The organism is Pseudoalteromonas tunicata, from assembly GCF_002310815.1.
GTDB classification, from domain to species: Bacteria; Pseudomonadota; Gammaproteobacteria; order Enterobacterales; family Alteromonadaceae; genus Pseudoalteromonas; species Pseudoalteromonas tunicata.
Genome location: NZ_CP011032.1, coordinates 1279513 through 1305274 on the forward strand (window position 1 = coordinate 1279513; position 25762 = coordinate 1305274).

Annotated in this window: 22 protein-coding genes; 14 read left to right on the forward strand and 8 right to left on the reverse strand. The window is 40.4% G+C overall.

The genetic code is table 11. From position 1 onward, the window contains the following. The first annotated feature begins 125 nt into the window (after positions 1 to 125). Genes PTUN_RS05885 through PTUN_RS05895 form a run of 3 tightly spaced genes read left to right on the forward strand, consistent with a single transcriptional unit; the run spans position 126 to position 7558 of the window. Positions 126 to 3275, forward strand: a complete 3150-nt coding sequence (locus PTUN_RS05885) for a glycosyl hydrolase family 18 protein (RefSeq protein WP_009838791.1) — start codon at positions 126 to 128, stop codon at positions 3273 to 3275. Between the two features lie 46 nt (positions 3276 to 3321). Beyond that, positions 3322 to 4902, forward strand: a complete 1581-nt coding sequence (locus PTUN_RS05890) for a lytic polysaccharide monooxygenase (protein ID WP_009838792.1) — start codon at positions 3322 to 3324, stop codon at positions 4900 to 4902. A 34-nt stretch (positions 4903 to 4936) separates the two neighbouring features. Beyond that, positions 4937 to 7558, forward strand: a complete 2622-nt coding sequence (locus PTUN_RS05895; protein WP_009838793.1) for a glycosyl hydrolase family 18 protein — start codon at positions 4937 to 4939, stop codon at positions 7556 to 7558. Positions 7559 to 7906: 348 nt separating this feature from the next. On the opposite strand, the gene PTUN_RS05900 is transcribed toward PTUN_RS05895, so the two are convergent. Then, positions 7907 to 9175 carry an HlyC/CorC family transporter gene (locus PTUN_RS05900; RefSeq protein ID WP_040643944.1) on the reverse strand — a complete coding sequence of 423 codons (1269 nt, stop codon included), beginning with the start codon at positions 9173 to 9175 and terminating at the stop codon, positions 7907 to 7909. 62 nt (positions 9176 to 9237) lie between these two features. Further along, complete coding sequence (locus PTUN_RS05905; protein WP_009838795.1) at positions 9238 to 10044, reverse strand: cytochrome C assembly family protein; 807 nt, start codon at positions 10042 to 10044, stop codon at positions 9238 to 9240. 194 nt (positions 10045 to 10238) lie between these two features. Between PTUN_RS05905 and ffh the strand changes: the two genes are divergently transcribed. From ffh to tyrA, 6 genes are all read left to right on the forward strand, one after another. After that, positions 10239 to 11612: a signal recognition particle protein gene (gene ffh / locus PTUN_RS05910; protein WP_009838797.1), complete on the forward strand. Its 1374-nt coding sequence runs from the start codon at positions 10239 to 10241 to the stop codon at positions 11610 to 11612. A gap of 243 nt (positions 11613 to 11855) precedes the next feature. Then, entirely contained in the window at positions 11856 to 12104 is a 249-nt protein-coding gene (gene rpsP, locus PTUN_RS05915; protein ID WP_009838798.1) for a 30S ribosomal protein S16, read from the forward strand. A gap of 17 nt (positions 12105 to 12121) precedes the next feature. Then, on the forward strand, positions 12122 to 12652 hold the full coding sequence (gene rimM, locus PTUN_RS05920) for a ribosome maturation factor RimM (RefSeq protein ID WP_009838799.1): 531 nt from the start codon (positions 12122 to 12124) through the stop codon (positions 12650 to 12652). Beyond that, the gene (trmD, locus tag PTUN_RS05925; protein ID WP_009838800.1) at positions 12652 to 13419 is read left to right on the forward strand and encodes a tRNA (guanosine(37)-N1)-methyltransferase TrmD; all 768 of its coding nucleotides are present in this window, start codon (positions 12652 to 12654) and stop codon (positions 13417 to 13419) included. Before rimM ends, trmD begins: the two co-directional genes overlap by 1 nt. Before the next feature lie 33 nt (positions 13420 to 13452). Next, positions 13453 to 13812 (forward strand): 50S ribosomal protein L19, encoded by a 360-nt coding sequence (gene rplS, locus PTUN_RS05930; RefSeq protein WP_009838801.1) that lies wholly within the window; start codon positions 13453 to 13455, stop codon positions 13810 to 13812. A 166-nt stretch (positions 13813 to 13978) separates the two neighbouring features. After that, entirely contained in the window at positions 13979 to 15118 is a 1140-nt protein-coding gene (gene tyrA, locus PTUN_RS05935) for a bifunctional chorismate mutase/prephenate dehydrogenase (RefSeq protein ID WP_009838802.1), read from the forward strand. A gap of 147 nt (positions 15119 to 15265) precedes the next feature. Here tyrA and PTUN_RS05940 read toward each other — a convergent pair whose 3' ends face one another. The 6 genes from PTUN_RS05940 to pspF are packed head-to-tail and all read right to left on the reverse strand — an operon-like array spanning position 15266 to position 21632. Continuing rightward, entirely contained in the window at positions 15266 to 16027 is a 762-nt protein-coding gene (locus PTUN_RS05940) for an ATP-binding cassette domain-containing protein (RefSeq protein ID WP_009838803.1), read from the reverse strand. Beyond that, positions 16027 to 17019 carry a peptide ABC transporter ATP-binding protein gene (locus PTUN_RS05945; protein ID WP_009838804.1) on the reverse strand — a complete coding sequence of 331 codons (993 nt, stop codon included), beginning with the start codon at positions 17017 to 17019 and terminating at the stop codon, positions 16027 to 16029. Before PTUN_RS05945 ends, PTUN_RS05940 begins: the two co-directional genes overlap by 1 nt. Then, a complete protein-coding gene (locus PTUN_RS05950; protein WP_009838805.1) occupies positions 17019 to 17912 on the reverse strand; it encodes an ABC transporter permease subunit in 894 nt (297 codons plus the stop codon). Before PTUN_RS05950 ends, PTUN_RS05945 begins: the two co-directional genes overlap by 1 nt. Further along, positions 17899 to 18933, reverse strand: a complete 1035-nt coding sequence (locus PTUN_RS05955; RefSeq protein ID WP_009838806.1) for an ABC transporter permease — start codon at positions 18931 to 18933, stop codon at positions 17899 to 17901. The genes PTUN_RS05950 and PTUN_RS05955 overlap by 14 nt, the downstream gene beginning before the upstream one ends. After that, the gene (locus PTUN_RS05960) at positions 18933 to 20522 is read right to left on the reverse strand and encodes an ABC transporter substrate-binding protein (RefSeq protein WP_232285013.1); all 1590 of its coding nucleotides are present in this window, start codon (positions 20520 to 20522) and stop codon (positions 18933 to 18935) included. Before PTUN_RS05960 ends, PTUN_RS05955 begins: the two co-directional genes overlap by 1 nt. Before the next feature lie 18 nt (positions 20523 to 20540). Further along, entirely contained in the window at positions 20541 to 21632 is a 1092-nt protein-coding gene (gene pspF / locus PTUN_RS05965; RefSeq protein WP_009838808.1) for a phage shock protein operon transcriptional activator, read from the reverse strand. 192 nt (positions 21633 to 21824) lie between these two features. On the opposite strand from pspF, the gene pspA reads away from it, so the two are divergent. From pspA to PTUN_RS05990, 5 genes are read left to right on the forward strand one after another with little or no spacing between them, the layout of a single operon-like run. Beyond that, entirely contained in the window at positions 21825 to 22490 is a 666-nt protein-coding gene (gene pspA, locus PTUN_RS05970; RefSeq protein ID WP_040643945.1) for a phage shock protein PspA, read from the forward strand. Positions 22491 to 22534: 44 nt separating this feature from the next. Continuing rightward, a complete protein-coding gene (pspB, locus tag PTUN_RS05975; protein WP_009838810.1) occupies positions 22535 to 22768 on the forward strand; it encodes an envelope stress response membrane protein PspB in 234 nt (77 codons plus the stop codon). After that, positions 22765 to 23172 carry an envelope stress response membrane protein PspC gene (pspC, locus tag PTUN_RS05980; protein ID WP_009838811.1) on the forward strand — a complete coding sequence of 136 codons (408 nt, stop codon included), beginning with the start codon at positions 22765 to 22767 and terminating at the stop codon, positions 23170 to 23172. The genes pspB and pspC overlap by 4 nt, the downstream gene beginning before the upstream one ends. 41 nt (positions 23173 to 23213) lie before the next feature. Beyond that, a complete protein-coding gene (locus tag PTUN_RS05985) occupies positions 23214 to 24614 on the forward strand; it encodes a YcjX family GTP-binding protein (RefSeq protein WP_009838812.1) in 1401 nt (466 codons plus the stop codon). After that, positions 24611 to 25621, forward strand: a complete 1011-nt coding sequence (locus PTUN_RS05990; RefSeq protein WP_009838813.1) for a YcjF family protein — start codon at positions 24611 to 24613, stop codon at positions 25619 to 25621. The genes PTUN_RS05985 and PTUN_RS05990 overlap by 4 nt, the downstream gene beginning before the upstream one ends. Positions 25622 to 25762 lie beyond the last annotated feature (141 nt).

Sequence of the window (25762 nt, forward strand, 5' to 3'; positions counted from 1 at the left end):
CCTTAACGTAAACTGAATGTAAATTTTATCTTGGCGCAATCTTGAACTCTGTGTTAGCTTGTATTTAATTAGGTAATATTGTTAAGTTGAAGTTAACTGGAGGCGTTGTGAAAAATACAAAAATAATGCACCGAGCATTTAAGCTCAGTACATTCTCTGTGCTCATTGGAGCTGCTGTAAGTGTACAAGCACAAACAGTTGATTGTACAAATATCGAACCGTGGCAAAGTGGTCCGGCTTATACGACTGGCCAAAAGGTACAAAAGGCCAATGAAGCGTATAAAGCTAAATGGTGGACTCAAGCAGATCCTGTAACACATTCAGGTCCTTGGCAGGAGTGGGAAAGCTTAGGTGAATGTTCTGCTACTACTGAACCAAATATAGACCCGACAGTTACGCTTACTCAGCCAAGTGAAAACACTGTTTTAACTGAAAAAGACAGCGTTGTCATAAAGGCGCAAGCTGCCGATGCTGACGGTATAGTCAAACATGTTGAGTTTTTAGTTGATGGTCAGCTAATTTTAACTGACAGCAGTGATCCTTATGAAGCAACTTGGGTGGCGATTAAGGGGGCGCATACACTTACAGCGATTGTCGAAGATGACAAAGGTGCACGAACCACTTCTACAACTGTAACTGTTAAGGTTGATGCCGTGGATCCTGGTAATCAAGCACCTACATCATCGTTAGTTATTTCATCCGGTTCTACCAATGTTGACATTAATGACAGCGTTGTCTTGTCTTTGGCCGGTGCGGATACTGATGGTCAAGTAACCACTCTTGAGTTATTTCAAAATGGCCAATCAGTACAATCAATTCAAGGAGATGGGGGCAGTTATAGCTTTTCTTCAGCAACAGCAGGGCGATTTGAATTTAGTTTAATAGCAACTGATAATTTAGGTGCAACAGCAACAAGTGCATCAATTGTTATTAATGTTAAAGATGCAACCACTCCTCCTGATGGTGACAGAGATGCCTGTAAACCAGAGGGTTTGTATCAAACTCCAGGTGTAAATACTCCGTATTGTACTGTCTATGATAAAGATGGTCGCGAAGAGATGGGGGCAGATCATCCTCGTCGAGTTATTGGTTATTTCACCAGTTGGCGTACTGGAAAAAATGATCAGCCGAGTTATTTAGCCAAAGACATCCCGTGGGACAAAATTACTCATATTAATTATGCATTTGCTCATGTTGATGCCAATAACAAGGTATCAATAGGCGATGCTAATGCGGTTAATAATGCTGCCACGAACATGGAGTGGCCGGGTATTGAAGGCGCAGAAATGGATCCAAGCTTTAGCTACAAAGGCCATTTTAATCTGCTTAACAAATACAAAAAGCTTTACCCTGATGTCAAAACATTAATTTCTGTTGGTGGCTGGGCTGAAACCGGCGGCTATTTTGGTGCTGATGGCAATCGCGTTGCTAGCGGCGGCTTTTATACCATGACGACTAATGCTGATGGTTCAGTGAATCAAGCTGGTATTGATGCATTTGCCAAGAGTTCAGTTGAGTTTATCCAAAAGTATGGATTTGATGGGGTTGATATTGATTATGAATACCCATCGTCAATGAATGATTCAGGTCACCCTGATGATTTTCCAATTTCCAATGCTCGCCGTGCAGGGTTAAATGCATCATATCAAGTCATGATGAAGCGTTTACGTGAAGAACTTGATATTGCAGGTGAAAAAGCGGGTAAACATTATATGTTAACTATTGCTTCACCGTCATCGGGTTATTTATTACGTGGTATGGAAACGTTCCAAGTCACCAAATATCTCGATTATGTAAACATCATGTCTTATGACTTACATGGCGCGTGGAACGATCACGTTGGTCATAACGCGGCTTTATATGATACAGGTAAAGATTCTGAGCTTGCTGCCTGGAATGTCTATGGCACCAAAGAGTTTGAAGGCATTGGCTATCTCAATACTGACTGGGCCGTGACTTATTTCCGTGGTGGGTTAAGTGCAGGTCGCATTAATATTGGTGTGCCATATTACACCCGTGGTTTTAGAAATGTATCAGGCGGTACCGATGGTTTATGGGGTAAAGCTGCACTTCCTAATCAAGCTGATTGTCCGGTTGGCACCGGTGTTGGTGAGAAGAACAACTGCGGTAATGGCGCTGTGGGCATTGACAACCTTTGGCACGACTTAGGTAAGAATAACGAAGAAATTCCTGCTGGTAGTAATCCGCTATGGCATGTTAAAAACCTGCAAAATGGCATTGTGCCATCATATCTTACCGCTTATGGACTTGATCCGGCCAATGTGCCTGACGACCAGTTAGTTGGAACTTACGCGCGTAAATACGACAGTGTTGCGGTTGCGCCCTGGTTATGGAATGCAGAGAAAAAAGTATTCCTATCGATTGAAGATGAAGAGTCGATGGCCACTAAAGTTGATTACATTATCAATAAAGGTCTTGGCGGTATTATGTTCTGGGAATTAGCGGGAGATTTTGATTATGACTCCGTGAAAAAAGAATATTTCATGGGTTCAAGCATGACGTCGATTGCTTATGAGAAGTTCAATCAAGCCTCATATTATGATGTGAATAAAGGTGCTGCTGACTTTGTTCTTCCTGCTGAGTCGGTTGATGTATCTTACGTAGCTAAAGACTTCCCTGTGGGTGATAAAAATTATCCTATCTCACCAACATTTGCATTTACCAATAACTCAGCCCTTGATTTAAGTGGTGCAAAAATTTCGTTTGACGTGCCAGTTTCAACATCGGCGATTTTCAAATCAAATTGGAATGCACAAGAGAAACTAGGCATGGTTGTGCAGAAGAATGCCTCAAATGCTGCTGGTAATAATATTGGTGGTTTTGAAAATGAATTCCACCGTTTTTCAATTACCTTGGTTAATGAGTTTGGCAATGTTGTGAAGTCGTTTTTACCTGGTGAAACCATTAATACACAAGTTATGTATTACATGCCAATTACCGGCCCGGTTAATTTCACTATCGAAAAAGATGGCAAGGTTTACGCTGCGGCCTTTGAATATCCCCAGTTACCACAAGCGACACAACCGGGTGACGGTGGTGGAGATGGTGGCGGCAATACAGATGGTACCTGTGAAGGTGTAAAAATTGCTGATATCCCAGTTTATCCAAACTTCCCACGCAAAGACTGGGCGGGCAATCCGTCTCATGCTAACGCGGGTGACTTGATGGTACACAACAATGCGGTATTCAAAGCTAAGTGGTGGACAGCCACTGAGCCAGGTACTGCTGATTGGACAAAATCTTGTAGCCTTTAAACAAACTAAACCGAGGGTGAAAGCCCTCGGATTTGAGGACGTAATGATGAAAAATATCTTTAAAGTCTCGTTAGTAACCAGTGCGATAGGGCTTTGTGCTTCGATGGTATCACACACTGTTTCGGCTCATGGTTATATGGATAGCCCAAAAGCAAGGCAATCTTTTTGTGAAGCTCAAGGTGGCTATTGGTGGCCTGAAGATGGTTCAAATATTCCCAACTTAGCATGTCGAGCTGCTTTTTTAGAATCTGGTCATGTGCAGTTTATTCAAGAGCATGAGTTTTCGGTCAATACGGCTGATTTTTTAAATCAAGCCGCTGTTGAAGCTAATATTCCAAATGGCACTTTGTGTAGTGCGGGGAGTAGCCAAAAACGTGGGATGAATTTGCCTTCACCACATTGGCAAAAAACAGTGGTAACACCTAATGCTAATGGTCAAATTAAGGTCCGCTTTCGTGCCACGACTCCACACAACCCAAGTTTTTGGCAATTTTATTTGTCTAAACCGAGCTTTAACTCAGCCACCGATGAATTGAAGTGGCAGGATTTAGATTTGGTTGAAAGTTATGGCAATGTTGACTTTGTTAAAGACCCAGATGATAAACGTTACTATGAAATGATGGTTTCTATTCCAGCTGATCGCAGTGGAGAAGCCCTTTTATATACCCGCTGGCAGCGAGATGATGTTGTTGGGGAAGGTTTTTATAACTGTAGCGATATCATTATTGAACAAGATGCAGTCACACCGGTCGACTGGTTTGCATTGGGTTATTTTGTTCGCCAAGGTCAAGATGCGAATGTAGGTGATATGGTTTGGTTGCGCTTATTTGATGAAAGTGGGCAAGAGTTGATTAATCAGCAACTGATGATCACAGCTCAAAATCAAGCATCATGGCAAACACAATTGGCTCAATCACTCAATCTTGATTACAGCCAATATCTACAAGTCGGTGTGAAAGAGGCGGATGGCGCAATTAATTTTGATGCGAGTAATTTAGCGTCAAATCAATTGTTTGCGATTAACAAAGACTACAGTTTTGCATTATCAATTCAAGCACCTGCAGATAATACCGCACCTATAGTTAATGATATTGCAGATATTACACTTGATGAATCGAGCTCAATCAATGTGCATGTTCATGCTTTTGATGATCAAAATGATCCAATTACGTTCAACTATGATGTACCTGCACCTCTGAATTTCACAGCCGATGGTATGAATCTGACCTTAGTCGCTGGCGAAGTGACTACAACGACTACGGTGAGTGTCGGTGTCACCGTGAGCGATGGTCAATTAAGCACTACTAAGCGTTTTAATGTCACAGTAAATGATACAACCGTGGTTGATCCAACCGATCCTATCTGGCAAGCCACACAAGCTTATTCGGCTGGTGATGTGGTTGTGTTCAACAAATCAAAATATCGCGCTAAGTGGTGGGTAAAAGGTGAGCAGCCAGATGAAAGTGCAGCATGGGAGCTTATTTCCGATGATGCGAGCAATCAATGGCATGCAACAAAATCTTATTCAGGTGGCAGTGAAGTGAGTCACTTAGGTAAACAGTATAAAGCGAAATGGTGGACACAAGGCGAAGAGCCAGGCAAAGCCGCAGTATGGCAAGTACTTTAACTATTTATTTTAATTAAACAACTGAGAGAAAATTATGTATAAAAAACTTACCTCAGCATTAGCAGTGGCAGCAGCACTGACTAGTATGCACGCAACAGCAGCACCTTCAACGCCAAGTTTAAGCTGGGAAGACCAACTTTATTCATTTGTTGATGTCAACATTGATGGCCAAGGTTCTTATAAATCATTAGTAAAACGTAAAGACCAAGTAGAAATAGCGATTAAATGGAGCGCTTGGAGTGGCGAAGGCGGTGACAGCTACAAAATTTTATTTGATGGCATTGTTGTCAATGAAGGTCAATTAGCAGCGGGTGCAAAAACAGGCACTATTACTTTTCCTTATACTAAATCGGGCCGTCATCAGTTAACAATGCAGTTATGCCAAGGCTCTGAATGTGCAACCAGTGCAGCAAAGCCGATTGTCATTGCCGATACCGATGGCAGCCATTTAGCGCCATTGCCAATGAATGTAGATCCAAATAATGGTGATTTTAATACCGATCCAACTAAAGTCGTCGGCGCTTATTTTGTCGAGTGGGGCATTTATGGCCGTAATTTTGATGTCACTAAAGTGCCGGGTAAAAACTTAACTCACATTTTGTATGGTTTTGTGCCTATTTGTGGTGCAAATGAGTCGCTAAAAGAAATTGAAAATGGCAATAGCTGGCGTGTACTGCAAACAGCTTGTGCCGATTCGCAAGATTATGAAGTCGTTATTCATGACCCATTTGCTGCAATTCAAAAATCATTACCAGGAGTGGATGCAAAAGATCCTATTCGTGGTACTTATGCACAAATGATGGCGTTAAAACAGCGTTATCCAGATTTGAAAATCTTACCTTCGGTAGGCGGTTGGACGCTGTCTGATCCATTCCATGGGTTCACTGAGAAAAAGAATCGTGATGTGTTTGTTGCTTCTGTTCGCGAATTCCTAAAAACATGGAAGTTTTACGATGGTGTAGATATCGATTGGGAATTCCCAGGTGGTGGCGGTCCAAATGCGAACCTAGGTGATCCTGTTAAAGACGGCCCAGCCTATGTTGCATTGATGCAAGAATTGCGGGCCATGTTAACAGAACTAGGGAGCGAAACCGGTAAAGAGTATGAATTGACTTCAGCCATTGGTGTCGGTTATGACAAAATTGAAGATGTAAACTATTTGCAAGCTGCGCAGTACATGGATTACATTTTTGCCATGACGTATGACTTTTACGGTGGTTGGAATAACGTAACAGGTCATCAAACTGCACTTTATTGTGGTGAGCACATAAGCCCTGGTGAATGTGCAGGTACTGGCTTAGATGACAAAGGTGAGCCACGTAAAGGCCCAGCTTATACTGCCGATAATGCAATTCAACTGTTACTACAACAAGGTGTAACGCCAGATAAAATAGTGCTTGGTACTGCCATGTATGGCCGTGGTTGGGAAGGGGTTTATCCTGCAAATGCGAGCAATCCTGATAATCCATTTACAGCGCCTGGTAATGGAAAGTTAACCGGCTCAACTGCGCAAGGTGTGTGGGAAGCGGGTGTAATCGATTATAAAGGGATTAAATCATCGATGATTGGCGCTGCAGGTACCGGAATTAATGGTTTTGAAGTCGGTTATGATGAACAAGCGCAAGGTGCTTATGTTTGGAATCGCTCAACCGGTAAACTGGTTACCTACGATAGTCCACGCTCTGCAATTGCAAAAGGCCAATATGCGAATACGCTTGGTTTAGCTGGGTTATTTGCATGGGAAATTGATGCAGATAATGGTGATATTCTAAATGCAATGCATCAAGGTTTGGGTGGGTCGGGGACGCCGGTTAATGCAAAACCAGTCGTTAGTTTACCTGCGTTATTTACAGTTAAAACGGGCGAGCAAGTGGCTGTTTCTGCTACTGCAACCGACCGCGATAACGATCCGTTGACTTATGTTTGGACAGTGCCAGCTGCACTCACGTCAACAGGAAATGACAGCGCTGACTTAGTTGTGACTGCCCCAAATGTAAGCGCTGATACTGACTACATTGTTTCAGTTGCGGTCTCAGATGGCAAAGCAACAGTAACAAAATCTGCCACAGTGCGAGTGCTGGCGCAAGATGCAGTAAATAATCCACCTGTGATTGATACTATTGCTGATGTAATGGTTGACGAAGGCAAAGGCGTAAGTGTTTCTGCGGTTGCATCTGATCTGGATAACGATGCGTTAACTTATAGCTGGACAGTGCCTGCAGGTCTAACTCAGGCTGGCAGTGGTGCAAATATTACATTAACAGCAGGTCAAGTGACGGCTGATACAAACTACACTGTGTCAGTCGCTGTTTCTGATGGTAAAGCATCAGCTTCAACCAGTTTTGTCGTGACAGTAAAAAATGTTACATCAGGCGGTAATACTACGTGGCAAGCCGGTAATATTTATTTAGCGGGCGATACTGTGTTATTTAATGGGAAAGAATACCGAGCTAAATGGTGGACGCAAGGCAATCAACCAGATCAAGGTGGTCCGTGGGAAGAAGTTATCCCTGATGATGGTCAAGTTCGCGCTTGGCGTGCTGATTTAGTTTATAACGGTGGTGATACAGTGGTGCACAACAATGCAACTTATAAAGCTGGCTGGTGGACTAAAGGTGAAGAGCCTGGTAAAGCGGGTGTTTGGAAGCTTCAATAAATACTCAAATGAAATGAGATAAATTAAGTCGAGTGTACAAACACTCGGCTTTTTTATGCAGATATAATTATCAAGTGACTGATAGTTAAACAGTGTTACTTTCTATCATAACCTCAGTTTTTAATAAGAGGTTTAGCAACATATTAAAAATAAATAACTAAGTTGTTCATTTCTAGTCAGAGATTTTTAAAAGTATAAGGTGGAAGTGTAATCGAAGGTGTCTTGATTTTTATTACTTTTATCCACCTAAATAAGGAGCAATAAAAAACTCCCAGAAGGGAGTTTTTTAAATAACTTGCGATGGATTTTGAATCCAGCATTGAGGTTAACTAATTGATTATGCTGAAATTAGTCCTTTTTAAACTCAGGAATGACTCGTGCAACTTTTATCATGTTTTCTTTTACTTCAATAATTTCAATCGGATAGCCCGCAATACGCAAACCAACGTTTGCTTCAGGAATTTCCTCTAAAAATTCAACAATAAGGCCGCTAAAGGTTTTTGGACCATTAATTGGAAATTGCCAATTCATTTCTTTATTAATATCACGAATATTGGCACTGCCATCAACTAGGTATGAACCATCGGGCTGTAATATCACTTCTTCACTGGCTGAGCGTGCCATTGTGGTAGTGAAATCGCCAACGACTTCCTCGAGAATATCTTCGAGTGTCACTAAGCCTTGAATATCACCATATTCATCAACCACTAAGCCGATCCGCTCTTTACTTTGTTGAAATTTAAGTAATTGTGTATTAAGCGATGTGCCTTCAGGAATATAGTAAATCTCGCGTACGGCACGTAATAAATTCGCTTTAGTGAACTGCTCTTTAGTGAGCAGTCTTAATGCATCACGAGAGTGAATAAAACCAACTGCGTCATCGATTTGGTCGCGGTAAAGTAAGACGCGAGTATGTTGAGCATGAGTCAATTGTTTCATAATAGACTTCCACTCATCATTAATATCAATCGCAATAATTTCATTACGAGGGATCATCACATCTTCGACAGTGACCTGCTCTAAATCAAGAATCGACATCAACATGTTTTGGTGGTGTTCGGGAATTAAAGAGCCTGATTCATATACAACTGTGCGTAATTCTTCAGTGCTTAAGCTGTGCTCTTGAATATCTTTATGACTGATGCCAAATAATTTTAACAAACCATTAGTGATCCAATTAATTGCAACAACTAAAGGAAATAACACTATTAATAATATTTTTAATAAAATTGAGCTTGGAAACGCAATTTTTTCAGGATAAATAGCAGCCAGTGTTTTTGGTGTGACTTCAGCAAAAATTAAAATCACAAAGGTTAACACAAAAGTGGCAATGGCAATGCCGACGTCGCCATAAAGGCGCATACCTATAATGGTTGCTACTGCAGATGCGGCAATATTAACTAGATTATTACCGATTAAGATCAAACCTATGAGTCTGTCAGGTCGTTTGAGTAAGGCGCTAACCCGTAACGCACCTTTATGATTTTCTTTCTCTAAATGCTTTAACCGATAGCGGTTTAAAGACATCATGCCGGTTTCAGAGCTTGAAAAATAACCTGAAATTAGCACCAAGATTGTTAAGATAATAAATAAGGTACTGGTAGATATGTCGTCCAACTAAAATTTTCCTTCCGTTATTAAGGATGTTTATTAAGGCTTAGCTTTAAGTGTGAGTCAAGCTAAAACTGAGTCAGCAGTATTTCTTTAACAAAACGACTGCCAAAATAAGCCAACGTTAAAACTGTTGCTGCGACAATGATTGCTATGACGTTACTTTGACCTCGCCAGCCACGAATGTGGTGACCCCACACGACAGTAGCAAAAATGATCCACGCTAATATTGAAAGGGTAGTTTTATGGATAAATTCTTTAGCAAACATATTTTCAGAAAACGCAAAACCTGATGCTAAAGCAAAAGTGAGTAATAAAGTACCAACAGTCACTAATTGATAAAGTTGCTTTTCAACTAACATCAAAGGAGGTAAGTGACTATAAACAATTGATAAATCTTTTTCTTTTAAACGTTTATTGATGAAATAAAACTGCACGGCATACAAGGTTGCAATTATAAGTACGCAATAGGCCAAAAAAGATAATGAGACATGGGTCACTAAGCCAACATTAATATTGAGTGATTGCAGCACAATGTGATGAGGAATAAATAAGCTAACTACCAATAAGATTGCAGCAAAGCCATAAACTACTGGTAATAATAGGGTTGCTGGAAAACGCAATGATACCGTTGTAACAGACACAACAATAATCCAACAAATTAAAAGGGCCACGTTGGTAAAACTTAAATCTTGACCACCTTCAGTGAATACCGAGTTCACCAATAATGTCATGTGCGCCAAAATTGCGATTGTACTGAGTAGAATCGTTTTTTTCTGGCTAGGACCTTCTTTATGAAACAACCGGCCCATTACATGTATGCTGGCCAAGCTATAAAAGGTAAAAGCAATAAAAGTTAAACTGACTAATAACATGTTAAATCGTTTAGAGGCATTAAGAGCGCCACTTCGTTATTTTGTGCTGTTATTGTATTTTAACCAAGGTCACTTGCATAGTGTAGATCGTTAATAGTTAAAGATTATCTTCTTATCTTGAATCTAGGCTGTTTTCTAATTGCAATTCTTAGGTATAATCGCCGTAATTTTGTAGCATTAGCGGATAAGTTTGCATGTTTGAAAACTTACAGGAACGTTTAGGGAAAACCCTAAAGAACATTAGCGGCCGAGGTCGTTTAACTGAAGATAATATTAAAGATACCTTGCGAGAAGTGCGCATGGCACTGCTTGAAGCTGATGTTGCACTCCCTGTTGTACGTGACTTTGTTAAAGTCGTTAAAGAGCGCGCAGTTGGTGTTGAAGTCACCAAAAGCCTGAGCCCAGGCCAAGTTTTTGTCAAAATTGTTCGTCAAGAACTTGAAAAAGCGATGGGTGAAGCCAACGAAGAGCTTAACTTAAATGCTCAGCCACCTGCAGTCATCATGATGGCAGGTTTGCAAGGTGCTGGTAAAACAACCAGCGTTGCCAAATTGGCTAAATTCTTAACTGAGCGCAAGAAAAAATCTGTGCTTGTTGTCAGTGCCGATGTTTATCGCCCTGCGGCAATAAAGCAGCTAGAAACACTTGCCACAGAAGTTAAAGTCGAATTTTTCCCAAGTGATATTTCACAAAAGCCGATTGATATCGCCAATAATGCGATTAGTCACGCTAAACGTAAGTTTATTGATGTTGTAATTGTTGATACTGCCGGTCGTTTGCATGTCGATAGCAACATGATGGACGAAATTAAAGCGCTTCATAGTGCAGTTAAACCAATCGAAACCTTGTTTGTTGTTGATGCAATGACAGGTCAAGATGCCGCCAATACGGCTAAAGCATTTGATGAAGCATTACCACTGACAGGCGTGATTTTAACCAAAACCGATGGTGATGCCCGCGGTGGTGCTGCGTTGTCTATTCGTCATATTACCGGTAAACCAATCAAGTTTATGGGTGTAGGGGAGCGTACTGATGCACTTGAGCCATTTCATCCAGACCGCATTGCGTCACGTATTTTAGGGATGGGCGATGTACTTTCATTGATCGAAGAAGTCGAAATGAAAGTAGATAAAGAACAAGCTGCAAAAGTTGCCAATAAAGTACTTAAAGGTGATGATTTTACCCTTGAAGATTTTGCCGATCAGTTAAAGCAAATGAAAAATATGGGCGGAATGATGTCCATGCTTGATAAATTACCGGGCATGTCAAATTTACCTGATGCAGTTAAAAACCAAATGGGTGATAAATCATTCATCCAAATGGAGGCTATTATTAGCTCCATGACAATGAAAGAGCGTTTACGCCCAGACATTATCAAAGGTTCTCGCAAAAAGCGTATAGCGTCAGGCTCAGGGACCCAAGTGCAAGATGTGAACAAGCTTTTGAAGCAGTTTACCCAAATGCAAAAAATGATGAAAAAGATGAAAGGCAAAGGCGGCATGATGAAAATGATGCGCGGAATGAAAAACATGATGCCACCAGGAATGTTAGGTGGACCTAAGTTTTAATTCAGACTTTTTGTCATTAAAAAAACAAAAAAGAGGTGAAAACCTCTTTTTTGCTATAAAAACATAAATTTAATTTTTTGGTAAAGTCGTTATAAAACAGTCGCTCTTCGTTTTATCACAATAAAAATAGCCATAAAACGCACTTCGAGCTTGCATTAAGAGCAAAAATTCGTACAATTCTCCAGCTCTTCGAAAGGAGAGTATTAATATTAATGAAAACAGTCAATCTATTTAGAGGACGGTATGGTAACTATTCGTTTGCAACGTGGTGGCGCTAAAAAGCGTCCTTTCTATCAAATTGTGGTTGCGGATAGCCGTTTCTCGCGTGACGGTCGCTTCATCGAGAAAGTAGGTTTCTTTAACCCTATTGCTCAAGGTCAGGAAGAGAAAATCCGTGTTGATCTAACCCGTGTTGAACATTGGGTTGGTCAGGGTGCATCTCTTACAGATCGCGTAGCTAAAATTGTTAAAGACGCTCGTAAAGCGGCTTAATAGGCGTAAGTGTAACCATGAGTCTAGAGAACACCTCAATAGTAGTAGGAAAGCTCGGAGCCCCTTACGGTATAAAGGGCTGGCTTAAGGTACATTCATTTACTGATGATCCCGTAGGGATTTTCGATTTCAGCCCATGGTTGATAGGTCAACAAGGTAAATGGCAATCCTTTAAAGTGGTCGACTGGCGTCGTCACAGTAAGGGATTTATCGCTAAGTTTGCGAACATAGATGATAGAGATCAGGCGCTTGTTTATACAAATGCTGAGATCTTTGTTGAGTTGTCGCAGCTACCAGAATTACCGCAAGGTGAATTCTATTGGCGAGACCTCATCGGTATGTCGGTTACAACTGATAAAGGTTATAGCTTAGGCATAGTTGATGACTTGATGGAGACAGGATCAAATGATGTTTTAGTTGTTAAAGCTAACAACAACGACGGTTTTGGTCAGGCAGAGCGTCTCATCCCATTTTTAACAGATACTGTTATTTTAAATGTGGATGCAGAAGCACGCCAAATTACGGTCGATTGGGATCCTAGCTTTTAATGGTAAAAGAATCACAGTTATGGGTTGGGGTGATAAGCCTTTTCCCTGAAATGTTTGATGCGATTACCAAGCAAGGCGTTACCGGTCGAGCAATGAAACACGGTTTAATCGATTTTAACTGTTGGAATCCGCGGGATTATGCTTTAGATAAGCATCGTACTGTAGATGACCGTCCTTACGGGGGCGGACCTGGTATGTTAATGATGGTTGAACCACTGCAAAAAGCAATTGCGCAAGCAAAAGCGGCTGCAGGTGACGATGCAACTGTAATTTATATGTCGCCACAAGGGCGTAAATTAGATCAGCAAGGTGCGGCAGAACTTGCCACACATAAAAAACTGATCATCGTAGCGGGTCGCTATGAAGGTATAGATGAGCGAATTATAGAGTCATGTATCGATCAGGAATGGTCAATCGGTGATTTTATAATGAGTGGTGGTGAACTACCTGCAATGACATTAATCGACACAGTCGCTCGATTAATTCCTGGAGTGCTAGGTCACAATCAGTCAGCAGAGCAAGATTCATTTTCGGATGGCTTGTTGGATTGTCCTCACTATACTCGGCCGGAAATATTGGATGGTAAACAAGTTCCTGCTGTTTTACTCAGCGGAAACCATCAAGAGATCGCGAAGTGGCGGCTAAAGCAGTCATTAGGGAGAACTTGGTTAAGACGTCCAGACTTGTTGTATAACCTAGCTCTGACTGAGGAGCAGACTGAGCTACTTGCTGAATTTCAGCAAGAACATAACTCTGTTTGTGGCTAGAAGACAGTTACACCTAGGAAAGTGAGAAATATAATGGCAAAAGTAAACCAAAATTTGATCAAAGTGCTCGAAGATGAGCAACTTAAGAGTGACGTACCTGCGTTTGGCCCTGGTGACACGGTTAACGTAAAAGTACGTATTAAAGAAGGTGATAAAGAGCGTCTACAGGCGTTCGAAGGTGTGGTTATTGCTAAGCGTAACCGCGGTTTACACTCATCTTTCACAGTTCGTAAAATTTCGAACGGTGAAGGTGTTGAGCGTGTATTCCAAACACATAGCCCTTTAATCGATAGCGTAGAAGTTAAACGCCGTGGTGCGGTTCGCCGTGCTAAGCTTTACTACTTACGTGAGCGTTCTGGTAAATCTGCACGTATTCGTGAGAAACTTAACTAATACGTCTGATTTTTCAGAAAGCAAAACAGGCCGGTGTCGTAAGATATCGGCCTGTTTCGTTTTCAGCATAAAAATAATCACTAATCTGATTTTCAGGGTTTTACTTAATCAGCAAACTTGATACCATCTGTAATTATTAATTTACTACTGTAAAATAAAGTTTACTATGTCATCACCCCTTCAAATACAACTGACTGAATTACGTGATCAAATCGATCAGTGTGATACACAATTAGTTGAAATGCTTGCGCGACGCAATAAATTAACAGAGCAGGTCGGTCAGTTAAAAAAAGAATTTGGTTCACCAGTTTATGTGCCTGCCCGTGAAGCCCAACTAATAACTGCGCGCAGAGAGCAAGCCAATCAATATGGTGTGAATCCTGATTTAGTTGAAGATATTTTACGTCGTATGATGCGAGAGTCGTATCAAAATCAGCAAGCCGAGCTCGCTTGTGTTGCCCCTGATATCTCACCTTGTGTCATCGTGGGTGGAGAAGGTGCGATGGGCAGATTATTTGCTCGCCAGCTTAGTCGCTCAGGCATTGAAGTGCGCATCTTAGACAAAGCACAACAAGCAGATCAGCAAGCCATTCTTGATGGTGCTAAGTTAGTGTTAATTTCTGTGCCAATTAATGCAGTAGTTAATGTAGTTGCAAAGCTCCCTAAACTAGCTGCGGATTGTTTGTTAGTTGATATTACCAGTGTGAAACAAAAACCGCTTGAAGCCATGCTCAGTCACCATCAAGGGGAAGTTTTAGGCTTACATCCAATGTTTGGCCCTGATATTGAACATTGGGTGAAACAAACGATTGTTGTATGCCAAGGACGCGGTGGCGAAAAAAGTACTCAATTACTCAACCAGCTTGCTATCTGGGGCAGTCAGTTAGTCGAAATGCCAGCAGACAAACATGATGAAGCAATGCAAATTGTGCAAGTGATGCGCCATCTAACCACTTTTGTTTATGGCCAATTTTTAGCAAAACAACCACATAGCCTTGATGAAATTAAACTGTGCTCATCACCAATATATCAGTTAGAGCTTATGATGGTTGGACGCTTATTTGCTCAGTCGCCAGAGCTTTATACCGACATTATGATGGCTCAATTTGATAATGTTGCACCTTTGCTAACATCTTACCAAGAGACTTATCAAGCTACGTTAGATAAGCTTAAAGAGGGTGATAAAGAGGGATTAATGGCTGCTTTTTCTGAAGCTAAAACGTTTTTCTCTGATTCGGCGCAGCACTTTTTAACTCAAAGCAAAGCGTTACTTAATAAAGCAAATGATGCCAAAGTGCTTGATTAAAAAGATTTAAGAAAGCAGGTTAATACCTACTTTTTATTTATGGCACTTAAACTTAGGTTATCTCGTTTGTTTAATTAACCCAATGCGAGATAAAATATACTTTTAATTCAATCTGTTGGTAAATCTCTTATCCAGAGCTGAGATTAATTAAAAATTAATAAGTCGCTGGGTAATTAAAGACTGTGGATTATTAAAAACGTCTTCAGTTAAGCCTGCCTCAACAATCTGACCATGATCCATCACGATAATATGGTCGCTCATATGACGAACCATACTCAAATGATGGGTGATCAGCACATAACTGAGATTTATTTCTTTTTGTAATTTGAGTAATAAATTCATAGTTTGGGCACGAACTGATGGATCAAGTGCTGACAATGCTTCATCAAGCACAACAACTTTTGGATCTAAAATTAATGCTCGCGCAAGTGCGACGCGCTGTAATTGGCCGCCTGAAAACATATGTGGATAGTAGGTTTGATGTTCGGTTAATAAACCCACTTTTAACAGCGTGGTATTTATTTTGAATTGCCGCTCTGCTTGGTCTAAAGCAGTATTAAGTGACAATATTTCATGCAGCGTTCGTCCTATTGGCACACTTGGATTGAGCGAACGAGTCGGATCTTGAAAAATAAGCCGAATGTCACAATAGTTTTTTGTTCTATGACCTGCATTTTCTATTATTTCACCTTCAAGTAAAATCTGGCCTTTATCACCACGCTCTGCACCGGCTAAAATTTTTGCTAAGGTGCTTTTCCCTGAACCTGTTTCACCAATGATGGCAATGGTTTCTCCGGCATTTAAACAAAAAGAAATATCCGATAACACCTGAAGTTTTTTAGTGCGAAACAATCCAGCCCGTACAATAAATTCTTTGCTAAGGGCTTGTACCTTCAATACCGGCTGCATTAACTCACATCCTTAATTAACGGGAAATGACAAGCGTAACTATGAGCATGATATTTGGTTAAAGTCGGGGTCATTACGCATGCTTTTTGTGCTTGTGGACAGCGTGGGCCTAAGCGACAGCCTATTGGTAAATGGTGCAATGTAGGGATAGTGCCTTTAAGAGCGTAAATTTCACCTTTATGTTGTAGCCCAATATTATATTCAGGCAAACTTTTTAGTAAGGCTTGTGTGTATGGGTGATGAGGCGCTTCAAAAATTTGCTTTGTAGGACCTGCTTCGACCATTTGCCCACAGTACAAAACATGAATGCAATGAGTCCAGCTTACTAGCTCTTCTAGTTCATGAGAAATCATTAGAATCGACATGTTTTTTAGTAAGTTTAAACTTTTGAGTAATCGAAAAACTTGCGCACGCGTGGTGCTTTCAAGAGCCGTTGTTGGTTCATCGGCTATCAATAGGCTTGGTTTGCGAGCAATTGCCATTGCAATCATTACTTTTTGGCAAATACCCTCAGAAAGTTCATGCGGGTAACTGTCTAAAATAGTCTTATGTTCTCGAATACCCACTTTGTGAAGTAACGCGCGGGCTAATTTTTTACGTTGAGCATTTTTTTGCCAAAAAAAGCCAGTTAAATCAGAGCTAGGAATACTTTCTTCTATTTGTTCGAAAATTTTTGTGGTTGGGTCAAGACATCTACTTGGTTCTTGGTAAATCATGGCAATATCTTGGCTAATAATTTTTCGGCGTTTTTCTGGGCTCAATCGCATTAAATCAATGCCACGCCAATGCATTCGATCGGCGGTAATTTTCCAGCGCTCGTTTAATACCCCTACAATTGCTTTCGCAATCAGGCTTTTTCCCGAACCGGATTCACCTACTAGCGCATGTACTTCACCTTCTTTTAGGCTGAGATTAACTTTATCAACCGCTCGTATGATGGTGCCACCGGTTTCTAGTTCAATAGTGAGATTACGAATATCGAGTAATTGCATTACACTGTTCTCCGTTTTTGTAGTGCTAAACGTAAGCCATCACCAACTAAATTAGTTGAAAGAACAGCAAGAAAAAGCAAAATACCTGGCAAAGCGACGGTCCAAGGAGCTAAATAAATCAATCCTAAGTTTTGCGCTAAAATAGCCCCCCACTCAGCTGTTGGAGGTTGTGCTCCAAGCTTCAAAAAGCCTAAAGCTGCAATATCCAAAATCGCTGTTGATAAAGACATAGTAAAAATAACGACAATTTGTTCATATATATTGGGAAAAATACCACAGGTAAGTATTTGCCATTTGTTGGCCCCATCGAGCTTTTGTGCGGTGATGTAATCTTTATTGAGTTCTTGAACAACCAAATTACGAACAGAATGAATATATTGTGGTAATAAAGATAAAATAATAGCCCACACGGTATTAAGTAAACCAGGTCCTAAAATTGCCACTATGATGATAGCGAGCAATAACGATGGAATAGACAAGGTTACATCAAGTAAGTGATTTAAAAAGCTTGAGCGAACGCCACGAGTTAATCCTGCAAGTACTCCTAAAAATACACCAATAATTGTGGTTATAAGCGCTGCTAATATTGACAAACCAAAGGTATAAGTTGCGCCATTCATTAAGCGTGACAGCATATCTCGACCTAAATCATCAGTGCCCAGAATAAAATGCACACTTCCTTCATCATCCCAAGAGGGGGGAAGGAGTAACGCGTGACCATGTTGTTCATTGATGCCATAAGGCGAAATAATTGGCGCTAATAAGGCCAGTACCGCCAAAATCAAAAATAACCATAAGCCAACAAGCGCGATATGATTATCTTTAAAGGATAGCCAAAGCTGTTTAATTGGCGATTTATTCTGCTCTTCATCATACAGTTTAAACTTTGCCATGAGCTTGATTCCGGCTAATTGGGTCAAAAAGAGTGTGCAACATATCAGCAATAATAGTGGCAATGATGATGAACATGGACACAGCGAGTAACCCACCTTGAATGGCTGGGTAATCGCGTTGGTAAATACTATCAATTAACCACCGACCAACCCCAGGCCAGGAGAAAATAACTTCGGTCACCATTGCTAAGGTTATCAGGGTGCTAAATTGCAAACCAATTTGTTTGATAACCGGTAATAAGGCATTTCGTAGTGCATGATGATAAATAAGTTGTGGTCGGGTTAGGCCTTTGGCGCGAGCGGTTTTAATGTAATTTTGTTCTAGTACATCAAGCATAGAGTCGCGAGTGAAACGAACGAGCACCGTAGTTGGATATGTAGCTAGCACTAAGGTTGGGAGTGTTAAATGGTGCAGTGCATTTAATAACGCTTGTTCAGTATAAGGGCTGTTAGAGAGTAAAATATCAATAATTATAAAATGAGTTTGTTCAGGAATTTCATACAATAAGCTTAGCCTGCCCGACATGGGTAATAAGCCTAGCTGTAAGCAAAAAACCATAATTAAAATCAAAGCCAGCCAAAACACAGGAGTAGAATAAGCCATCAAAGTAAGGGCATTGATTAATTTTTCGGGCCATTTTTTATGGTAAGCGGCTGCGATAATTCCTGCTGGCACACCTACTACCACAGAGACAAATAATGCGTACACTGATAATTCTAACGTTGCCGGAAAAAGCGACTTGATTTGTTTAATAACCGCCTCACCAGAGGCGAGTGAAAGCCCCCAATCACCATGAATAATACGCTCTACAAACGCAAAATACTGCACTACATAGCTTTCGTTATAGCGGTATTTAATAATCAGATCATTGGTTTGGTCTATGGTTGGGTTTTGCAAACCACTTAAATTAACCAAGGCGTTGCCTGGAAATAAATAACTGAGTGAAAAAGTAAACATGCTCAGTAGTAAAGTCATAAAGCACAGCAGGGTTAAGCGGCGTAGTAAATATTCACGTAGCATTAATTAACCCTCGCATTGGCTAACGATACACCACCAAAAGGTTTAAGTTCGATACCACTGACTTGATCTGTTGTTGCTTGAAAACGCATGCCATGACTTAGCGGTAACAATGGTAACTGTTGAATTAATATTTGTTGCGCTTGAAAATAAAAGTGTTTGCGTTTTTCGATATCGGTTGTATCTAGGGCTTGAGTGAGTAATAAATCAAATTCAGAATTACACCAGTTAGCTTGGTTTTTACCACTCATAGCTGCGGCACAGCTTAAGATTGGGCTAAAGAAATTATCCGGGTCGGGAGAATCTGCTGCCCAGCCAATCAGAACGCTATCGTGTTGATGTGCTTCTAGTTTACTTAAAAAAGTATTCCATTCGTATTCAACAATTTTCACTGTGATACCCACTTTTTTTAAATCACTTTGCATCAACTCAGCCATTTTGCGAGCATTAGGATTATAAATTCGAGCCACAGGTGCGGCCCATATTTCCATTCTAAAACCGTCACTTAGGCCAGCCTGATCGAGTAAGCGTTTTGCAAGTTCAGGGTTATAACTTGGGAAGTTAGCCTGTGCTTGGTATGCCCATGAAGTTGGAGGTAACAAAGATTGGGCGCGTTTGCCAGTGCCTAAAAATACTGAATCCATAATCTTATCGATATCGATAGCATGGGCGAGCGCTCGGCGTACGTTTGGATTGTCAAATGGTGGTTTTTGGGTGTTAAATGCCCAATAGCCGATATTTAAATAGGTTTCTTGCTGTACTTTAATGTCGCTACGTTGAGCTAATATCGATAATTGGGTGGCATTTGGATGAGCTGTCACATCACATTCGTGAGTCATCATTTTGGCAATTCGAGTGGTCGCATTGGGTGTAATATCAAATACTAATTGGTCAAGATTAACCTGATGGTGCCAATAGTCGGGGTTTTTATAATACCGAACTAAGATATCGCGTTTGTATTCTTTAAAAAAATACGGTCCAGTGCCTACTGGCAATTTATCAATTGCTTCTAAATCCTCTTTTTCAATAAGTTTAGCCGCGTATTCTGCCGACAGTAATGCTGCAAAATCAGTCGCAATATTAGCTAAAAAGCTGCTATTGGCATTAAACAATTCAAAGGTAACCTGGTGTTCATTGTCTTTATGAATGGATTTGATTAATTGATCTAAACCGATACTGCGAAAATAAGGGTAGGGTGATTGAGCATTTCCAACAAAGTGAAAAGGATTATATACATCAAATAAACGACCAAAGGTAAAAATTACATCATCAGCATTAAAATTTCGAGTGGGGGTAAAGTAGTCCGTATGATGGAATTGCACATCTTTTCTTAGTCGAAAGGTAATTTTTTTGCCTTTATCTGTGATCTTCCAACTTGTTGCAAGTGCGGGAGTAAATTCGCCTGTGTTGGGGTCGATATTGATAAGTCGGTCGTACAGCTGATTGGCAATAATATCGATAGTAGAGCCGGTTGTGGTGACTTGAGGGTTAAAACTGACAGGGTTTGCTTCAGAACAATAAACTAACCCTTTAATATCTTTATTAAAATCATTTTCATTACAGCCATTTAAAACAAATAATGAAAAAAACAAGATGAATTTATTCACCCATTAGGCCTCTTGATTTGGCTGACTATCTAGTAAATTATATTTTTTGAGGTATCCCCTGAGTTGATGATACGTCAAGCCAAGCATTTGTGCAGTCTTCTTTTGATTAAATTGACTAAATTTAAGTGCTTCATTAATTAAATTAATTTCATAGTTATTGGATAATTCTTTTAAATCGCAAGGAAAACTAAATGAATTGCGTGGCGCAGCCGCCATTTCGTGCATCGCTTGAGGTAAAACCTGTGTTACAACTTCAGATTGATTAACCACAGGGACAATACGATCTTGTGTTTTGATCCGATGTTTAGGGCGGTAAGGGCTGGCAAAGGGATCTAAAATAATATTATGTACGGCAATGTGAGCACTGGCATTACGATAAACGCTGCGCTCAACTACATTTTTTAATTCACGAATATTACCCGGCCAACTGTAATTCAGTAATGTTTCTTGGGCTGCTTTGGTAAAGCCGCTAAATAATTCCCACTCTAAATCACGTGCCATATTAATGGCAAAATGCTCAGCAAGTTGCAAAATATCGTCTTGGCGCTCACGCAGTGGTGGAATTGTAATCACATCAAACGCAAGGCGGTCGAGTAAATCATGGCGAAACTCACCAAAATCGGCTAGAGCGGGTAAATCTTCATTAGTTGCGCAGATTAAACGTGTATTGGTTTTGACTGTCGCTTTACCACCTACACGCTCAAATTCACCATACTCAATGACGCGTAATAGTTTTTCTTGCACTAGACCTGAAGTATTGGCGAGTTCATCTAAAAATAAGGTGCCGCCATCGGCGCGTTCAAATCGGCCTTCATGACGTTTACTCGCGCCGGTGAATGCGCCCGATTCGTGACCGAATAACTCGCTTTCGAGTAAATTTTCATTTAGTGCTGCGCAGTTGAGAGTAATATAGCTTTGATCCCATCGGCTAGAGAGGTAATGAAGGCGCGCTGCAATGAGCTCTTTACCTGTACCACGTTCACCAATAATCAACACAGGTTTATTTAATGGTGCCAATTGTGAGACTTGATCAAGTACTTCTAAAAAGCTGTTTGATTGGCCTAATAAATTATCTTGTTGGTTAAATCGGCTCATTATCCCTAACTCTTAGTCATTTACGCTAATAAGTAGTGTATTTTATAAATTGGTTGAACAAAAGCTATTTGTTGTTTTAGTTTAAATATAATATAAAACAGTGAGTTAAATGATTTTTAAAAGTTGGCAAGCATCTTGATATAGTAATACTAACTAATTAAGTCATGTTTAAATAACTAGAGGTAAATGAATATGGGAATTTTTTCACGTTTTGCAGATATTGTTAATTCTAATATCAACGCCATCTTAGACAAAGCAGAAGATCCAGAAAAAATGGTTCGTCTGATTATCCAAGAAATGGAAGATACGCTGGTTGAAGTACGTTCAACATCAGCAAGAACATTAGCAGAAAAAAAGGAATTAAGTCGTCGTGTTGAACAGCTCAATCAAGAAGTAATTGATTGGCAACAAAAAGCAGAGCTTGCTTTGACTAAAGATCGCGAAGATTTAGCAAGAGCAGCTTTAGTTGAGAAAAAGAAAGTGTCAGATGCTGCGTTTGCTGTTGAAAAAGAACTCGCGCATGTTGATGAGCACATTACTAAATTGCAACATGAAGTAGGCCAGTTACAAGATAAATTAGCCGATGCAAAATCGCGTCAAAAAGCAATTATCTTACGCCAACGCTCAGCTGAATCACGTTTAGAAGTTAAAAAAGCATTAGATACATCAAAAGTAGATGATGCACTGACTCGTTTTGAACGTTATGAGCAAAAAATTGATGGTCTTGAGTCACAAGTTGAAGCGTATGATTTAGGCAAAAAATCATTAGCGGATGAAATTGCGCAACTACAAGCTTCTGAAGGTGTTTCTGATGAACTTGCACAATTAAAAGCTAAAATGGCCAATAAAACTAAGTAACTTCGGTTACTTAGTTTTAATCAACAGGAACAAGGAGAATAACAATGAACGAATTTGAATTTGTAATGGTACCTATGATCATGTTCATGATTTTTGTTGCGCCATTGTGGTTAATTTTACACTATCGCAGTAAAAAGCAAGTGAGCCAAGGTTTAAGTGAACATGAGCATCGTCAGCTAGTTGATTTAGCTGATAAAGCAGAGAAAATGGCTGAACGTATTAATACCCTTGAATCATTACTTGATGCCGAGGCACCGCAGTGGAGGAATAAAGGATGAGCTCACAAAAACGTGAATTGTACCGCGACCCCAGCAAAGGAAAAATAGCCGGTGTTTGTGCAGGCCTCAGTGAATATTTCTCAATGGAGTTGTGGTTAGTAAGGATTATCTTTATTTCTGCGGTATTACTAACAGGTGGGCCATTTTTTGTCGTTGCTTATGTCGCCGCTTGGTTTATCTTAGATAAAAAGCCAGGCACAGATAGCGCTATTAAAACGAGTTCTCGCGTTGATGAGCGCCCAGTAGAGGTTAAATTTAAAGTTTGGCAAGCAGGAGAGCCGCCGCGTCGCGCATTGCAAGACTTAAAAGAGCAGCTTAGTCGTATTGACTCACGCATTCAAAATATGGAACGTTATGTTACCTCTGCCGAATTTACCGTTAGCCATGAAATTAATAAATTATAGGAATATACAATGCCACACTCGCTCTGTGGCATTGGCTTATTATGTTTGAATCCATTAAGCAATCAGCAAAATTTAAGCAGTTTCAACATCAAGCTCACCAACTTGTGCAGCGTGGTTTCGATCAGCATGTCAAATTGGCCGTCACAGGTTTAAGTCGAAGTGGCAAAACTGCATTTATCACTGCTCTAGTACAGCATTTAACAGAGCAAGCGAATTCACAAAACTTACCTTTTTTCTCTGTTGTCCAGCAACATAGAATGGTTGCAGCAAAAGCAGTGCCGCAAAGCGCCCTTGATATTCCAACCTTTCCTTACCGTGATGGGCTAAATGCGTTATTGCAAGGCCAGTGGCCTGAATCAACTGAACGCATTAATACGCTTCGTTTGGCTATCAAATATCGTTCAGGAGGAGGATTAAGAGCGCAGTTTAGTGAAAACCATACATTGATTGTTGATTTAATTGACTATCCTGGTGAGTGGTTAATGGACTTACCCATGCTTGATATGGATTACAGCACTTGGTCAAAGCAGCAATTACAGCTATTAAGCCAAGCCCCGCGTGTGACGCAGGCAGAAGAATTTCTGAGCGAGCTTGAGCAGTTTGATGCTAGTGCACCAGTAGATGAGCAACAATTAGCAAAATTAGCACGGCAATATCAAGCATTACTGGTGCACTTTAAACATGATTTAAAACTTTCTGTTTTACAGCCTGGGCGCATGTTGATGCCTGGTGATTTAGCTGGCGCACCTATTTTGGCTTTCTTTCCTCTACCTGAGGTGATTGATGCACCAGAAAACTCTGGTTATTTTCATTTAAAAAAACGTTATCAGGCTTATGTTAAAGATGTGGTTCAGCATTTTTATCAACAACATTTTTGTCATTTTGACCGACAAATCATTTTGGTCGATTTATTGTCATCTCTTGAACAAGGTGCCGAAGTGTTTGCTGAGCAAAATCAAGCTATTAACCAATTACTCAGTTACTTTAGTTATGGCAAAAGTAATTTTATTAAACGCCTTTTTGCACCAAAAATTGATAAGTTGCTGTTTGCCGCGACAAAATCTGATCATTTAAGTGCAGAGCATCATAAAGATTTGGCATTGCTGCTTGATGATATTGTGGCCCATGCAAAAAATAATTTGGTATTTGATGGTATAAAAATTGAGACTATGGCGATGTCATCTGTCGCATCAACTAAAGCAGTGCAAGTAATGCAAGATGGTGAAAAACTCAATTGTATCAGCGGTAAAGAAATGAAAAGCCAACACCAAATGACTTTTTTACCTGCACAGCCACCAATGCGTGTGCTCAGTGCAACCGAATGGCCAAAGCATGGTTTTAATTTTCCGAGTTTTTATCCTGATTTAACTGCGGATAAAAAAATTCGTCATGTCCGTATTGATCATGTTTTAGAGTTCTTATTGGGAGATAAATTGCGTTGAATTCAGATACTCAATTACAGCAAGCGCGTATTATTAATACGCTTCCTGAGCTTGAGCCAGAAGTGAAAGATCTGCAGCAATTACAGCCGATAGATGACGAGGCGATTATACACGCTGACGATGAGACGCTAACCGCAAGTATTGCGCCAGCATTGGGGGTTAAAAAACCATCCCGATTAAAGCAACTTTTTGTGCTGAGTTTATCAAGTGCCATAGTGGTTGAAGCAGGGCTGAGTTTATATCAAAGTTTTAGCCAATCGATGTGGTTAGGTGGATTATATAGCGTGTTATTTGCTAGTGGCATTGCGCTTATTGGCGGGATATTTTGGCGCGAATATAGTTTATTGCGTCGTTTAAAACGTCACCATTTACAACGTGATACAGCAGAGCGTTTGTTGCATAGCGAACAGGTGGGGGAAGCATTAGATTGGTTAACAAAGTTGAACCAATTTAGCCGTATTGAAGGATTTACGGCATTTAAAACATCACTTCAGCCTCATCACAGTGATAAAGAAGTCATGGCATTGTATCAAAGCACGTTATTGGTTAAACAAGATCAAGACGCTAAAAAAATTATCAATCGCTTTGCGTGCGAATCAGGTTTACTGGTTGCACTGAGCCCAATGGCAATTGTCGACATGGCCGCGGTGCTATGGCGAGGTACGAAAATGATTGAGCAAATAAGCCAAGTTTATGGTTTACGATTAGGTTATGCCAGTCGAGTGAGTTTATATCGAAGCTTGCTTAAACATATGCTGTTTGCCGGCAGTGCTGAGTTAATAAGTGATATTGGCACCACGGCCATTGGTGCAGAGCTTGCGGGTAAGCTTTCAGCTCGCGCAGGGCAAGGCATTAGCGCCGGTATTTTAACTGCTCGTTTGGGTTATAAAGCAATGGAGCTCAGTCGTCCAATTGCACAATTACCAAACAAAAAATCACTGCTTTCAGATACAAGCCGCTTTTTACTTGAAACCATCACAAAAAAAGCAGCGTTAAAGCCAGAATAAAAATTATTTTGGCTTTTTTATACAATTTTAGCCCTCTGTCCATCCGGCATGCTTGCACTTAGTTCCTACATCTAACATTTTATAGCCAATTTATTTTCTGTGGCTGAAGCCCTTTTGAGCTAAACCGCAGCTTATTTAGCT

Bases quoted from the DNA above. Each gene is read 5' to 3' on its own strand.
- PTUN_RS05885 (WP_009838791.1), top strand. From the start codon at position 126: ATGCACCGAGCATTTAAGCTCAGTACATTCTCTGTGCTCATTGGAGCT.
- PTUN_RS05890 (WP_009838792.1), top strand. From the start codon at position 3,322: ATGAAAAATATCTTTAAAGTCTCGTTAGTAACCAGTGCGATAGGGCTT.
- PTUN_RS05895 (WP_009838793.1), top strand. From the start codon at position 4,937: ATGTATAAAAAACTTACCTCAGCATTAGCAGTGGCAGCAGCACTGACT.
- PTUN_RS05905 (WP_009838795.1), bottom strand. From the start codon at position 10,044: ATGTTATTAGTCAGTTTAACTTTTATTGCTTTTACCTTTTATAGCTTG.
- ffh (WP_009838797.1), top strand. From the start codon at position 10,239: ATGTTTGAAAACTTACAGGAACGTTTAGGGAAAACCCTAAAGAACATT.
- rpsP (WP_009838798.1), top strand. From the start codon at position 11,856: ATGGTAACTATTCGTTTGCAACGTGGTGGCGCTAAAAAGCGTCCTTTC.
- rimM (WP_009838799.1), top strand. From the start codon at position 12,122: ATGAGTCTAGAGAACACCTCAATAGTAGTAGGAAAGCTCGGAGCCCCT.
- trmD (WP_009838800.1), top strand. From the start codon at position 12,652: ATGGTAAAAGAATCACAGTTATGGGTTGGGGTGATAAGCCTTTTCCCT.
- rplS (WP_009838801.1), top strand. From the start codon at position 13,453: ATGGCAAAAGTAAACCAAAATTTGATCAAAGTGCTCGAAGATGAGCAA.
- tyrA (WP_009838802.1), top strand. From the start codon at position 13,979: ATGTCATCACCCCTTCAAATACAACTGACTGAATTACGTGATCAAATC.
- PTUN_RS05940 (WP_009838803.1), bottom strand. From the start codon at position 16,027: ATGCAGCCGGTATTGAAGGTACAAGCCCTTAGCAAAGAATTTATTGTA.
- PTUN_RS05945 (WP_009838804.1), bottom strand. From the start codon at position 17,019: ATGCAATTACTCGATATTCGTAATCTCACTATTGAACTAGAAACCGGT.
- PTUN_RS05950 (WP_009838805.1), bottom strand. From the start codon at position 17,912: ATGGCAAAGTTTAAACTGTATGATGAAGAGCAGAATAAATCGCCAATT.
- PTUN_RS05955 (WP_009838806.1), bottom strand. From the start codon at position 18,933: ATGCTACGTGAATATTTACTACGCCGCTTAACCCTGCTGTGCTTTATG.
- pspF (WP_009838808.1), bottom strand. From the start codon at position 21,632: ATGAGCCGATTTAACCAACAAGATAATTTATTAGGCCAATCAAACAGC.
- pspA (WP_040643945.1), top strand. From the start codon at position 21,825: ATGGGAATTTTTTCACGTTTTGCAGATATTGTTAATTCTAATATCAAC.
- pspB (WP_009838810.1), top strand. From the start codon at position 22,535: ATGAACGAATTTGAATTTGTAATGGTACCTATGATCATGTTCATGATT.
- pspC (WP_009838811.1), top strand. From the start codon at position 22,765: ATGAGCTCACAAAAACGTGAATTGTACCGCGACCCCAGCAAAGGAAAA.
- PTUN_RS05985 (WP_009838812.1), top strand. From the start codon at position 23,214: ATGTTTGAATCCATTAAGCAATCAGCAAAATTTAAGCAGTTTCAACAT.